Origin of the sequence: Synechococcus sp. H55.7 (genome assembly GCF_047462395.1) — a bacterium.
GTDB lineage: Bacteria > Cyanobacteriota > Cyanobacteriia > Thermostichales > Thermostichaceae > Thermostichus.
On the sequence record NZ_JANSJD010000009.1, the window covers coordinates 42490 to 56124 of the forward strand.

The window sequence follows — 13635 nt, forward strand, 5'->3', positions numbered from 1 at the left end:
GGTTTAGTCGAGCCGAGGAAGATCCACCTCAGTTGGGAAAGCAGCGGAGGTGCGCAACGGTTGCGATCCGGAGCCCTGTCCGCTTTTGGCAACGTCCACCATGGAGACCAATCCTTGCAGGGTGCCGGGGATGGAGTTGGGATCCATAAAGATCACCTTCGAGCTGGGACTGCTGCCCACCTTGAAACCCATATCGATGTAGTTTTGCGCCATCAGGTATTGCAGCGCATTGACTGCCTCCGGGTTCTCCTGCAGAGTGGCGGCAATGGTTTTGATGGCCTCAGCCGTACCCTCGGCCAGCAGCAGCCGCTCCCGCTTCTCGGCCTCTGCTCGCAACAACTGTGCCTTAGCAGCCCCTGCCGCCTGATTGATGCTGGCCTGCTGTTCCCCTTCCGACTTGAGGATGGCGGCCCGCTTTTCCCGTTCGGCAGCCATTTGCTTTTCCATCGAGTCTTGCACCGTCTTAGAGGGCTGGATATCCCTGACTTCTACGCGGGTGATCTTGATCCCCCAGGGATCGGTGGCCTCGTCCAGTTCTGTCAAAAGGCGGGCGTTGATCTCGGCACGGGAGGAAAAGGTTTGATCCAAGTCCATGCGGCCAATTTCGGCGCGCAAGGCCGTCAGCACCAGATTAATCAAAGCCCGTTGCACATCCTCCACTGCATAGCGGGCCTTGATCATATCAGTGATGCGCCAATAAACCACTGCATCGGCCATCAGCGAAACGTTGTCGCTGGTGATGCACTGCTGCGGTGGCACGTCCAGTACCTTCTCGCGAATGGTTTCCTGGAAAACAATTCTGTCGAGGGGGGGGAGAATAACGTGCAGCCCTGGGGTTAGCTTGCGGTGAAACCGGCCCAAACGCTCTACCAGTGCCTCATACCCCTGGCTGATGATCTTGACCGAGTTGAACAGGTAGCCAATGAAGATGAGGGCAATGGCCGCTAAGATGCCTGGCATAAGGTTCTTCTCCTGACAGAGAGTTCAGCCCCTATTCTAGACGGTTGTTGGAACTGATCCCTTCACCTCGACACGCCTTAATAGAGACATGATGCATGAACAGGATAAGCAGACCTTCGGGACATATGGATTTTCTTAAGGTTTTTGGATCCGCGACCGACGACTTGAAGGTTACCCAGTAGAAAGCTTACGAGAGGATACCGTCTATGAAGCTGAACAGCAAGAACCTAGAAGTTGGCTTGAACAAAATCTACGATGTCATTGTCGCCGGCGGCGGCGCAGGGGGGTTGTCGGCGGCGATCTATCTGGCTCGCTACGGCTTGAGCTGCCTGGTCGTAGAAAAAGGCAGAGGCCGCTCTTTTTGGATGCAGGATTTGCGCAATTATCTCGGCCTACCTCCGACCACGCCAGGGCGGGAGCTGTTGCGACAGGGAAGGGAGCACGCCCTCAGCTTGGGGGTGGACTATCTGTGGGGCTATGTGGAAGATGTGAAGGATGAGGGAGAGCTTTTTGCCGTCAAGGTCAAGGTGGGAAAAGTCAACAGCCTCTACCCCGTTTTTCGCAGCCGATATTTGATTGCAGCAACGGGCATCATCGACCATTTGCCGCAATTGCCCGACATGCAAAATGTTTACGAGTATGCGGGCTACTCGCTGCATGTTTGTATGATCTGCGATGGCCATGAAATGCGGGATCAAAAGGCGGTTTTGATCGTCGGCTCCGAGGCTCAAATCAACACCGCTTTTGTCCTCAACTGGTTTACGCCTTATATCTCGGTGTTGACCCACGGCCTCTGCTCGGTTGGCCCTGAAATGCGCCAAAAACTGGCCGAACACGGCTATCCCCTCTACGAAGCTCCCATTCGCCGTTTTTGGGGAGAAAACCACCAGATGAGAGGGGTAGAGCTGGAGGATGGCACCTACATTGAGGCTACCACCGGCTTGGTGGCGATGGGAGCCAAATACCACAACGACTACTTGAAAGGGATCCCTGACTTGAAATGGCAAGGGGAGAGTCTGCTCACCGACGAGTGGTGCCGCACTGCCCACCCGCGCCTGTTTGCGCTCGGGGATTTGAAGCAGGGCCTGAACCAGGTGTCAATTGCGGTTGCCGATGGCACCCTGGCTGCCACAGCCATCTGGCGGGACATCCGCCGCGCCTCTCCTGCTCGTAAATGGGAAGAGCGCCTGCGCTCATAAGTTGAGCTCATCCTGCTCTCTCTGGAGAGTTGGGGTAGCCTTCTGCCCTATGATTGTTGCGAAAGCCCCGGCAACTTCCATGCATTCTCTGAAAGCGGCGATCTTTTTCTTGGTTTTCCTATTGGTGGGGCTGTACTACTACGCGGTGGAGGCCCAACCGCTTTTCGATCTCAACCTAACCCTGACCTCAGAATACGACCCCGTTCTCCCGATTGAGAGCGTTCGAGTCGTGCGCGGCAGCAACCCGCAAGATCTCCTCATTTATTTGTCGGCTCCCTCTGCTGCTTGGGTTCATCAAGAGCGGGTGAACGGGCATTATTTGATCGACATTCCCTATGCCGTGATTACCCGTTCGACCCTTGTTGAGGTGCCTGCGGAGCTGCCCTACCGGCTGAGCTGGGGCAACCAGGACGAGCACACCGGGCGCCTGTTGATCACCCCTGCTCCCCCTCATGTGGAGGTGGTGCTGCAACACGGCTGGGCGGCAGATCCCAATTGGCTTGATCCTTGGGAAAACAGCCAGCCTTTGCCCCTGCCTTTGGAAGAGGTGCTGGAGCCCTTATTAGAGGTGCCGCCCCGTTCTGCTTTCCTCACCATTGACGATGGGCCCTGGCCACAGTCCACCCCTCGCCTTTTAGAGGTTTTGGATCAGCTACAGATTCCGGCCACCTTCTTTCTTATCGGCAATCATGTCTCTCAATTTCCAGAATTGGCCCAATCCATTCGGGCTCACCACCACACCATAGCCAACCATACGTTTACTCACGATTATCGACGCCTCTACAGCAGTGACGCGATCTTCTATGCCGAGGTGGATCAGACAACGCAACTGCTGAAAACGTTGCATTTGGATCCCCAACTGGTGGTTCGGCCGCCGGGAGGTTTTCGTCTCGATTCGGCTTTACGGCGTTCTTTGGAGCAGGCAGGGTATCGCGTTCTTTACTGGAACATGAGCCCAGAAGATGCCTATGCCGGCCAAACGGCGGCCCAACTGTTGGAACGCGTTCAAGCCCAGTTGCAGGTGTTCAAGAATTCGGATCAACCCCTGGTTTTGCTGCTGCACGATCGCTGGCCCCATACCGCCGAGGCCCTGCCGAATATCGTCGCCGCCATTGAAGAGGCAGGCTATCGCTTTTTGCCCTGGCCGGCTTTCAGGGATCCCGCTTGAAGGCGACTCTTCTCATCGGCTACCGCAGGAGTTTCCTGGCCAGAGAACTGAGGTGCGAAAGCCTGTACCTTGACAAGCTTTCCCCCAGGTAGCACATTGAAGGGTTACAGGAATTGGCTACAGGCCGGGAAGATGAGCGAGAGGACACTATTCGACAAGGTATGGGATGCTCACACGGTGCGGATGTTGCCCTCGGGGCAGACGCAGTTGTTCATCGGCCTGCACTTGATCCACGAGGTCACCAGCCCGCAAGCTTTTGCCATGCTGCGGGAGCGTCATCTGCCGGTTCTGTTCCCGGAGCGGACGGTGGCTACAGTGGATCACATCATTCCCACCGACGGCCGGGCGCGGCCTTTTGCCGATCCCTTGGCGGAGGAGATGATCCAGGAATTGGAGCGCAACTGTCGGCAACATGGCATTCGCTTCTACAACAGCGGCTCCGGTCGGCAGGGGATCGTGCATGTCATCGCGCCGGAGCAAGGGCTGACGCAGCCGGGGATGACCATTGCCTGCGGAGATAGCCACACGTCCACCCATGGGGCCTTTGGGGCGATTGCCTTCGGCATCGGCACCAGCCAGGTGCGGGACGTGTTGGCCACCCAAACCTTAGCTTTGTCCAAACTCAAGGTGCGCCGCATCGAGATCCAGGGCACGTTGGGGCCGGGGGTTTACGCTAAGGATGTTATCCTGCACATCATCCGCCGGCTGGGGGTCAAAGGCGGGGTGGGCTACGCCTACGAGTACGGCGGCAGCGCCATCGAGGCCATGAGTATGGAAGAGCGCATGACCCTCTGCAACATGTCCATCGAGGGGGGAGCCCGCTGCGGCTACGTCAATCCCGATGCGGTAACCTTTGAGTATCTAAAGGGGCGGGAGTTCGCTCCCCAGGGATCTGACTGGGAAGAGGCAGTGGCCTGGTGGAAAAGCCTGGCCAGTGACCCCGATGCGGTCTATGACGACGTGGTCGTGTTCCAAGCTGCCGACATTGCCCCGACGGTTACTTGGGGGATCACCCCTGGCCAGGGTATTGGCGTGGATGAGCGGATCCCGGCTCCCGAGGAGCTGCCGGAAAGCGAGCGGGAACTGGCCCAAGAGGCCTATGCTTACATGGATTTGCAGCCGGGGGATCCCATTGTGGGGACGCCGGTGGATGTCTGCTTCATTGGCAGTTGCACCAATGGCCGCTTAAGCGACCTGCGGGAGGCGGCCAAGATCGTCAAGGGGCGGCGGGTGGCGCCTGGGGTGAAGGCGTTTGTAGTACCCGGCTCGGAGCGGGTCAAGCAGGAGGCCGAACAGGAGGGCCTGCGGGAGATCTTCGAGGCAGCAGGGTTTGAGTGGCGGGATCCCGGCTGCTCCATGTGTTTGGCGATGAACCCGGATCGGTTGGTGGGGCGCCAGATCAGCGCCTCTTCTTCCAACCGCAACTTTAAGGGCCGTCAGGGATCCCCTACCGGGCGCACCCTGCTCATGAGCCCGGCCATGGTGGCGGCAGCGGCCGTGAGCGGCAAAGTGGTGGATGTGCGAACGCTGCTTTGAAACCGTGACGTACTCCCGCGCTCATGCTGACGCATAGAGTGCGGGCTTCAAGGACTACGTTCCGCTTCGCGAACACTAAAAATCTCGGCTGCTGCGAGTCAAAGCCTCTTGGATATCCAGATCCAGATCCCTCACCGATTCCAGCACCGAGCGCGTAATCAGCTTGCCTTGCTGGACCAAAATCGCGCCGGTTACAGGGTGCAAGAGCGGCTGTTCGGCCCGCCGCCCGATCAACGCCTCGATATCCTTAAAGGCATTGATGTACATCCCCGCCGGCAATTCCACCACCACCCCTTCTCCCAGGACCCGCGCTTGGCAGGCCAGTCGGGAATTGGGCTTGCAAGTGGTGATCACCTCCAGAGTGCGCTGCTCCCGCTTGGTGACCGGCGAGAGAGACTCCATCCCCTCTTTCACATACACATGGCAGGTGGCACAGAGGCCGCGCCCGCCGCACTCTTTCAACACATTCAGCTCTTCTTGCAGCAGCACCGAGAGCAAATTGCTGTTGGTGGCAATCTCAGACACCTGGGCAATGGGATCCAATCGCACGCGTTTGACCATAGTTCTCCTCTGTTACATGCCTTAGCATTAGCTTGCCCAGGCGAGGGATCCTAGCGCCCTCTGCCTTGTATTATTGAATACTTTGGTGGGCCAGTCGAGCCTCTTGTGGGGAATTGGGCTAGATTGGATCCCACTGCTGATTGCTGTTGTTCACTCTCAACGTTTTGGCGGCATGGGTTCTCCGGCCATCCAGTGGTATCCCGGCCATATTGCCAAGGCCATTGGCCAGTTGCGGGAACAGTTGCAGCGGGTGGATGTGGCGATCGAGGTGGTGGATGCACGGATCCCGTTGGCCAGCCGCCATCCCGATCTGGGCCAATGGCTGGGGGAAAAACCTCGCCTCCTGGCTCTGAACAGGGTGGATTGTATCGAAGCCAGGGATCTGAAAGCTTGGCAGGAGTATTTTTTACGGCAAGGGATCCCTGTCTATCCCACCAACGGCCAATCGGGAGAAGGAGTGAATCGCCTTAAACAGGCGATTTTGCAACTGGGGCAGGCGGTCAATAGGCGACGTCAACAGCGGGGCATGCGACCGCGGGCGGTTCGGGCCGTGGTGGTGGGCTTTCCCAACGTGGGCAAATCCGCTTTGCTGAACCGGCTTTTGGGGCGGCGGGCCGTCGAGAGCGCCGCACGTCCGGGGGTGACGCGGCAATTGCGATGGGTGCGGCTGGGAGGGGAGTTGGATCTGTTGGACTCGCCGGGCATCATTCCGCCCTCTCTGCCGGATCAGCAGGCGGCCTCTCTGTTGGCCATCTGCGATGACATCGGCGCAGCCGCCTACGATCCCGAACGGGTGGCGGCCCACTTTTTGGATCAGGTGCTGAAGGTGCAGCCCCAAGCCCAAGCGCTCCTACAAAAGCGCTACGGCTGGACGGATGCGATCCCTCTCGGCAACGTAGCCGTGCAAGAGCTGGCCGAGCGACGCTATCAGGGGAATCCCGAACGAGCGGCGCGGCAAATTCTCAACGACTATCGCAAGGGCTTGCTGGGGCCACTGGTCTTGGAACTCCCTCCCGATACCTGAGCCGCCCAAAAGAAAGTCACGTGGGGCCGCCAGGGGGCATTGACTTTATCTGGAAACCATTCACACTTGTCCCCAGCCGGGATCCAAGCTCTGTTTCCAGGGCCGGTACACCTTGAAGTAGACAACAGAACCCACTTGCCTGGCCAAGGCTTTGGCGAAAGTGTCTCCGCCCATACAGCGCTGGCAAACGGGATGGTTCACCTGCAAGCGATGGAACCCCTGCCGCAGCACACAGGCCGGCTGGCCCCGCAAAATGTCGGCCAGGGATCTCCCCGGCGCCACCTGCCCCAGTGGGATTCGCCCTTCGTAGTCTTTGCAGCAAGGCACCACCGTACCGTCGTAGAGGATCCCCGCCTGAGCAGAAGCCCCATTGCAGTATCCCCAACGGGCTGGGATCACCCGGTTTGTTTCCACATTGCCCCAACTGTCCAACGGGAACGTTTCCAAAACCAAGCGCGGATGGATGGGGATCTGCTGCCAGCGGCCCGCTCGATAAGTGGCAATCTGGGCGTCCACCCAATCGGGAGCCGGTGCATCAGGGATCCCTTGCAAAGCTCGTCTGGCCCAAGCCGAGAGCTGAGCGCGCATCTGCTGGGCAGAATCGATCACCGAAAGAGCCTTGTGCGGCACCAAAAAAGGGTGGGGGCTGGTATCCAGGAACTTGAGATGCACCCGCGTAGGGCTGGTCGAGCGCAAATGCGTCTGCAGAAACTGGGTGATCCCGGCAAAGTAGCGCTCCGGCGTCAGGCGGGTCGGTGCTCCGCGGATGCTGAAGGTAGCCGGATCGGGAGTTTGCAGAGAGAGCGTCAACTTCGTCAGCCGGCTGCGGCTCAGCTTTTCAACGTGCTCTGGCCAGAGGGCGAAGGTGCTACCGTTGCTGGTCAAGTGCAGGCGGAGACCAAGCTCAGCGGCCCTGTGAATGCCCTCAAAAAGGTGTGGGTAGAGCAACGGCTCCCCCATCAGGTGAAAAGCAATCACGCGGGCTAGCCCTGTTGCCGCTACCTCTGCCAAAATCTGCTCCAGCAGCGCGGGATCCATATGCCCCCGCCGCCGTTGCATGATCGCATCTGGACAAAACTCACACTTAAAGTTGCAAACGTTGGTTACCTCGATGTGTAGTCGCTCCAGTGGGGAAACAGCAGCAGGCATAGAGAAAACCTGGGCGGAAGCAGGCTGAGGACAAATGGCGGATCCCCCACTGGCGCTAGGTAGTGATACGCTGTTGAGAAGGTTAGATCCAGATTGGAGCCATTGTAATGCTGAAGTGTACCACCCGCCACGTTCACATCTTTGCCGGCGAGGTTACTGCCGACAACAACTTTGTGCCCCGCGACGATCTGCTCACCCTCGATGTGGATCCGGATAACGAGCTGGTCTGGAACGATGCCGCCCTGCAGAAGGTCTATGCCCGCTTTGAGGAATTGGTGGAAGAGTACAGGGGCCGGGATCTGACCGAGTACAACCTACGGCGCATCGGGTCTGACCTGGAACACTTCATTCGCTCTCTCCTCAAGCAGGGGGAGATTGCCTACAACCTGCAGGGGCGTACTCCCAACTACAGCATGGGCTTCCCCCAGATCCCTGCCGAAGGGATCGTCAGCCAGTACATCCCCAAAGGCTAGCCCTCTTCGCCCTTCTGGACAGATCTAGCCCATTTGAGTCTGTAGCCCAACTTACTTGTTGTCGGAGCACCGATCCATGTCTGGAGAACCCACCCCTCAAGAGATCACTGGCGAAAAGTCGGCCCCTGTCGAGGTCGCTAATCCTGCTACTGGGGCGACTGGCTCCGCCAAAGCCGCCGCGAAAAAACCGGCCAAGGAAGAGAAGCCTTTTGAGCAACTGATTGCAGAAGACGTGATCCCAGCAACCATCGCCGCTTTTGAGAAACGCGGCGTCAACGATCTGCAACTGCGGCTGGAGGGCAAGACGCTGGTCGGCTCATTTGCCGGCGGCAAGAAGCAGTTTAGCGTCCTCTTTGCTGAGGGATCCCTCAACGGGCCCAAGTTCTTCCGCTGTGCTGTTGAAGGATCCCCGGCCAGCACCCTCGAGTCTTTTATGATCGACGAGCGCCGCGTCGACGTGAACCTGTTTGTTTTCTATCTGGTGCAGCGCCTCTACGCCCAGCAGTGGTATTGAGGGATCCAAGCTCCTAGATAGCCCAGCCAAATCGCGCCTGTTCTGCCAGAAGGGATCCCTATTCGGGGATCCCTTTTCGCTGAGGCGGGGGATGGGCTAGCGAAGCCAAAAGAGATTATCTTTTGTGAAGAAAAGTAAGGCGGTGCTACGGGAGATCTCGAAATGTACATCGTGCAGATTGCGTCGGAATGTGCCCCCGTCATTAAGGCGGGTGGGCTAGGGGATGTGGTGTACGGCCTCAGCCGGGAGCTAGAAGTGCGGGGGCACTGTGTCGAGCTGGTTTTGCCCAAGTACGACACCATGCGCTACGACCAGATCTGGGGCTTGCACGATGCCTACCGCGACCTCTGGGTGCCCTGGTATGGGGGAGCCATCCACTGCTCGGTGTACTGCGGCTGGGTACATGGCCGCCTTTGCTTTTTTATTGAGCCCCACTCCGGCGACAACTTCTTCAATCGCGGCTGCTACTATGGTTGCCCAGACGACAACATGCGCTTTGCTTTTTTCAGCAAGGCAGCTTTGGAGTTTCTCCTCAAAAGCAACAAGCGCCCCGACATCATCCACTGTCACGACTGGCAGACAGGACTGGTGCCGGTACTGCTCTTTGAGATCTACAAGTACCACGGCATGGAAAACCAGCGGGTATGCTACACCATCCACAACTTCAAGCACCAGGGCTTTGGCGGCCCGGAAATTCTTTGGGCCACTGGCCTCAATCGGGAGCCCTATTACTTCCACTACGATCGTCTGCGAGATAACTTTAACCCCTTTGCCCTCAACTTTATGAAGGGCGGGATCGTCTTTTCCAACTTTGTCACCACGGTTTCTCCCAACCACGCCCTGGAAGTGCGATTTGGCGATTACGGCTATGGGCTGGGTCACACGCTTTATTTACACCAGCACAAGTTTCGCGGCGTCCTGAACGGCATCGATTACGATATTTGGAACCCTGAGATCGACCGCTTTATTCCTTTTCGCTACACAGCGCAAACTTTGGAAAACAAGGCCAAAAACAAAAGAGCCCTGCGGGAACGGCTGCTGTTGCAAGATGTCGAAAAGCCGATTGTGGCCTATATCGGACGCCTCGATGAACAGAAAGGCGTGCATCTGGTGCACCACGCCATCTACCGCTCCCTGTTCAAAAATGCCCAGTTTGTTCTCCTGGGATCCGCCACGGAGCCGGGGATCGGCGCCTGGTTTGCCCATGAGAAACGCTACCTCAACGACAACCCCGACGTTCACATCGAGCTGGGTTTCAACGAAGAACTTTCCCACCTCATCTATGCAGGGGCAGACATCCTGGTGGTGCCCAGCCACTACGAGCCCTGCGGCCTCACCCAGATGATCGGCCTCAAGTACGGCACAGTTCCGGTGGTGAGGGGCGTGGGCGGCCTGGTGGATACCGTTTTTGACCGCGACTACGACAGTTGCAAATTGCCTGAGCAACGCAATGGCTACGTGTTCTACCACACGGATCACGCAGCCCTAGAGTCGGCGTTGGATCGGGCCATCGACCTATGGTACACCGCCCCCGACCAGTTTCGCCAACTGCAGATCCAGGGCATGAGCTACGACTACTCCTGGAACTACCCCGGCAAAGAATACCTGGAGATCTACGACCAAATTCGCCACCGCTGGTCCTGACCAACATCCCCCCGGCGGCCACCAGCGATCCCCAGCGATCCCAGCCCTTGACCGCGAGGGGGAAATGCTGGACGATAGGTAGCAATGCTGCTCTTAACCTTCCCTACAGATTGATTGCTGGGGAAGGAAAGCTTGCTCCCTTATCTTCTCCCACCTGAGGATCCCTAGCCGCCATGATAGGCTATCTTGCCTTGGTACTCCACGCACACCTGCCCTTTGTGCGCCACCCCGAGCAGGACTTTGTGCTGGAAGAAGAGTGGCTCTACGAAGCCATCACCGAGACCTATGTCCCGCTGCTGCACATGTTCGAGGGGCTGCGGCGAGATGGCATCGACTTTCGCTTCACCATGTCTCTGACGCCGCCGCTGGTGTCGATGCTGCGGGATCCCTTGCTGCAGGAGCGCTACGACCACTATCTAACCAAGTTGGAAGAGCTGGCCCAACTGGAGTACGACAAGAACGCCACCAACGGCCACATTCGCTACCTAGCCGAGCACTACATCAAGCAATTTGCCATGGTCCGCGATCTCTGGGAGCGCTACGACCGGGATCTGGTGCGGGCCTTCAAACAGTTTCAGGACAGCGGCAACTTGGAGATCATTACCTGTGGCGCCACCCACGGCTACCTGCCCCTGATGCAGATGTACCCGCAGGCGGTTTGGGCCCAACTTATCGTGGCCTGCGAGCACTACAACGAGCACTTTGGCCAATGGCCGCGGGGGATCTGGCTGCCGGAATGCGCCTACTACCAAGGGCTGGAGCGGATGATCGCCGATGCCGGCCTGCGCTACATGATCACCGACGCCCACGGCCTGCTCTACGCCAAGCCACGGCCCCGCTACGGCATGTACGCCCCCATCTTTACCGAGACCGGTGTTGCCGTCTTCGGTCGGGATCACGAGTCTTCCCAACAGGTGTGGTCGGCGGAGGTGGGCTACCCCGGGGATCCCGTCTATCGCGAGTTCTACAAAGACCTGGGGTATGAGGCCGACTACGAATACATCAAGCCCTACATCATGCCCAACGGCCAGCGGAAAAACACCGGCATCAAGTACCACCGCATCACGGGGCGGAACCTAGATCTAGGGCAGAAGGAACTCTACGATCCCTACTGGGCCAGGGAGAAGGCGGCAGAACATGCGGGCAACTTCATGTTCAACCGCCAGCGACAGATCGAATATCTGCACAGCGTCATGGGGCGCCCGCCGCTGGTGGTGGCTCCCTACGATGCTGAGCTGTTCGGCCATTGGTGGTACGAGGGCCCCTGGTTTTTGGATTTTCTCATTCGCAAGAGCTACTTCGACCAAACCACCTATCGCATGACCCACCTGGCGGAGTACTTGCGGGAGAACCCCACCCAACAGGTGTGCAAACCGGCCCAATCCAGTTGGGGGGCGCGCGGCTTCCACGAGTACTGGCTCAACCCCACCAACGCCTGGATCTATCCCCACTTGCACAAGGCCACCGAGCGGATGATCGAGCTGAGCCGCCGTGAGCCCGCCGATGACCTGGAGTGGCGAGCCCTGAACCAGGCGGCGCGGGAAGTGCTGTTGGCCCAATCTTCCGACTGGGCCTTCATCATGCGCACGGGGACGATGGTTCCCTATGCCGTACGTCGCACCAAGTCCCACCTGCTGCGCTTCAATCACCTCTACGAGAAGATCCAAGCCGGCCAGTTGCGGCGAGAAAAAGCCACCCCCGAAGACGAGCAGTGGCTGGCCAAGGTGGAATACATGGACAACATCTTCCCCAACATCAACTACCGAGTTTACCGGCCCCTCTGAATGTCCCCTGTATTTCTCGGGATCGATCTGGGCACTTCGGGGATGCGGGTGGTGGCCCTCTCCGAGACAGGGGAGGTGGTGGTCAAAAGCGAGCGCTCCTGGGATCCCCCGGAAACCAATCCAGGCCGCTGGCTGCGCACCCTGAAGGCGCTGCTGGGCCACCTCAAAGCTCAACTGGGGGATCGCTACGCCATTGTTGCCCTGAGTGCCTGCAGCACCTCGGGTACAGTGCTGCCGGTGGACGGGCGGGGCATGCCGCTGGATCAAGCCTGGCTGTATTCCGACCGGCGGGGTCAGGCCCAGGCCCAGCGCCTGGGGATCCCTGCCAGTTGGGGGCTCGGCCGCTGGCTGTGGTGGGCAGAGGCCCATCCCGACCAATACCGGGACAGCTACCTGGCCCATCCGGCGGACTTTCTCCTCAGCCAACTGGGGGGCCGCCGGCGGGTAACCGATCACACCCATGCCCTCAAGAGCGGCTTTGACCTGGAAACCTACACCTGGCCGCGGGAGCGGCTATCTCAGCAAGGCCTTGATCCCAAGCGCTTTCCTGAGGTGGTGGCGCCAGGAACAGTTCTGGGAACGGTGCGGCCTGAGTGGGAGCTGGGGCCAGAAGTGCTGATTGCTGCCGGGATCACCGATGGCTGCGCCGGGCAACTGGCAGCAGGAGCTACTCGCTTGGGGCAGGTTTCCACCAGCCTGGGCACAACTCTTATCTTCAAGGCCAACAGCCCTGACCCTGTGCAAACGCCGAGTATCTATTCTCATCTGCACCCCGACCGCAGCGGTTGGTGGCCGGGGGCGGCCTCCTTTTGCGGCGGCGGCGTCCTGCCCCACTTCTTTCCCGGCGGCGACTTTGCTGCCTTGGATCGGCAGGCGGAGGCCCATCTGCCCACGGGCCTAGTCAGCTATCCTCTCTGCCGGCCCGGCGAGCGTTTCCCCATCCTGGATAGCGAATTTGCCGGCTTCTTGCCCCAGGCGGAAGTGGGATCCCTTCGCTTTTATGCAGCTCTTTTGGAAGGGGTGGCGATGGTGGAGCGGCTGGGGCTGGAAACCTTGATTGCCCACGGGATCCCAGTGCAAGAGCCGCTATTAACCACTGGCGGCGGCTGCAAAAGCCCCCTCTGGCTGCGCCTGCGGGCCAGCATCCTCGCCCGCCCCCTGGCAGTGGTCAGGCACCCGGAGCCGGCGGTAGGGGCAGCCATCCTGGCCGCCTCAGCCTATTGGTGCTGTTCGGTGCAGCAGGCTGCCGATCGCTTGGTACAGGTGGAACGCCTCATCCAGCCGGATTCCGAGTGGGTCAAGGCTTATGCCGAGATCTACTCGGAGTTCCGTAGCCGCCTTTTCTAGGGAGTTTCCAATTTCTTTTCTTTATCTTTTCCAATTTCTAGGGATCCCCCGAAGAGCTAACCGCTCGCCTCCCCTCTCCCACTGGGAGAGGGGCCAGGGGTGAGGGAAGTTGGATCCCCCCGAAGGGGAACCGATCAGCGGCTATCAGGGTTGCCCGACTGTGGTCTAGTTTCCAATTTCTAGGGATCCCCCCGAAGGGGAACCTACCCGCTGGCGGGGGGAAGAGAGTGCCTATGATGAGGTGTTTCCAATTTCTAGGGATCCCCCCGAAGGGGA

Annotated in this window: 12 protein-coding genes and 1 CRISPR repeat array (1 of these 13 only partly in view); of the genes, 9 read left to right on the forward strand and 3 right to left on the reverse strand. The window is 59.0% G+C overall.

Going from position 1 to position 13635, the window contains the following annotated elements; genetic code table 11:
• Positions 1-3: 3 nt before the first annotated feature.
• Positions 4-960, reverse strand: a complete 957-nt coding sequence (locus tag NW851_RS06045; protein ID WP_414337296.1) for an SPFH domain-containing protein — start codon at positions 958-960, stop codon at positions 4-6.
• Between the two features lie 206 nt (positions 961-1166).
• On the opposite strand from NW851_RS06045, the gene NW851_RS06050 reads away from it, so the two are divergent.
• The 3 genes from NW851_RS06050 (at position 1167) to leuC (ending at position 4863) form a co-directional block, all read left to right on the forward strand.
• Complete coding sequence (locus NW851_RS06050) at positions 1167-2159, forward strand: NAD(P)/FAD-dependent oxidoreductase (protein WP_414335677.1); 993 nt, start codon at positions 1167-1169, stop codon at positions 2157-2159.
• A gap of 79 nt (positions 2160-2238) precedes the next feature.
• Positions 2239-3327: a polysaccharide deacetylase family protein gene (locus NW851_RS06055; protein ID WP_414335678.1), complete on the forward strand. Its 1089-nt coding sequence runs from the start codon at positions 2239-2241 to the stop codon at positions 3325-3327.
• Between the two features lie 132 nt (positions 3328-3459).
• Entirely contained in the window at positions 3460-4863 is a 1404-nt protein-coding gene (gene leuC / locus NW851_RS06060; protein WP_414337297.1) for a 3-isopropylmalate dehydratase large subunit, read from the forward strand.
• Positions 4864-4938: 75 nt separating this feature from the next.
• Here the strand turns inward: leuC and NW851_RS06065 are convergent, their stop codons facing one another.
• Positions 4939-5424 carry a 2Fe-2S iron-sulfur cluster-binding protein gene (locus NW851_RS06065; protein WP_414335682.1) on the reverse strand — a complete coding sequence of 162 codons (486 nt, stop codon included), beginning with the start codon at positions 5422-5424 and terminating at the stop codon, positions 4939-4941.
• A 172-nt stretch (positions 5425-5596) separates the two neighbouring features.
• On the opposite strand from NW851_RS06065, the gene ylqF reads away from it, so the two are divergent.
• Positions 5597-6448: a ribosome biogenesis GTPase YlqF gene (gene ylqF / locus NW851_RS06070; protein WP_414335692.1), complete on the forward strand. Its 852-nt coding sequence runs from the start codon at positions 5597-5599 to the stop codon at positions 6446-6448.
• Positions 6449-6508: 60 nt separating this feature from the next.
• Here ylqF and NW851_RS06075 read toward each other — a convergent pair whose 3' ends face one another.
• Positions 6509-7597, reverse strand: a complete 1089-nt coding sequence (locus NW851_RS06075) for a radical SAM/SPASM domain-containing protein (RefSeq protein WP_414335693.1) — start codon at positions 7595-7597, stop codon at positions 6509-6511.
• A gap of 107 nt (positions 7598-7704) precedes the next feature.
• Here NW851_RS06075 and NW851_RS06080 point away from each other — a divergent pair, with 107 nt between their 5' ends.
• The 5 genes from NW851_RS06080 to NW851_RS06100 all read left to right on the forward strand — a co-directional run bounded on the left by NW851_RS06080 (position 7705) and on the right by NW851_RS06100 (position 13359).
• Complete coding sequence (locus NW851_RS06080; protein WP_414337298.1) at positions 7705-8070, forward strand: NAD(P)H-quinone oxidoreductase subunit M; 366 nt, start codon at positions 7705-7707, stop codon at positions 8068-8070.
• A gap of 76 nt (positions 8071-8146) precedes the next feature.
• Positions 8147-8584, forward strand: a complete 438-nt coding sequence (locus NW851_RS06085; RefSeq protein ID WP_414337299.1) for a DUF2996 domain-containing protein — start codon at positions 8147-8149, stop codon at positions 8582-8584.
• A gap of 162 nt (positions 8585-8746) precedes the next feature.
• On the forward strand, positions 8747-10228 hold the full coding sequence (gene glgA, locus NW851_RS06090; protein WP_414335696.1) for a glycogen synthase GlgA: 1482 nt from the start codon (positions 8747-8749) through the stop codon (positions 10226-10228).
• Positions 10229-10401: 173 nt separating this feature from the next.
• Positions 10402-12012, forward strand: coding sequence for a glycoside hydrolase family 57 protein (locus tag NW851_RS06095; protein ID WP_414335697.1), 1611 nt, complete (start codon positions 10402-10404; stop codon positions 12010-12012).
• Positions 12013-13359, forward strand: a complete 1347-nt coding sequence (locus NW851_RS06100; RefSeq protein ID WP_414337300.1) for an FGGY-family carbohydrate kinase — start codon at positions 12013-12015, stop codon at positions 13357-13359.
• A 168-nt stretch (positions 13360-13527) separates the two neighbouring features.
• A CRISPR array of direct repeats spans positions 13528-13635; the repeat unit is 36 nt; unit sequence GTTTCCAATTTCTAGGGATCCCCCCGAAGGGGAACC (it continues 377 nt past the right edge of the window).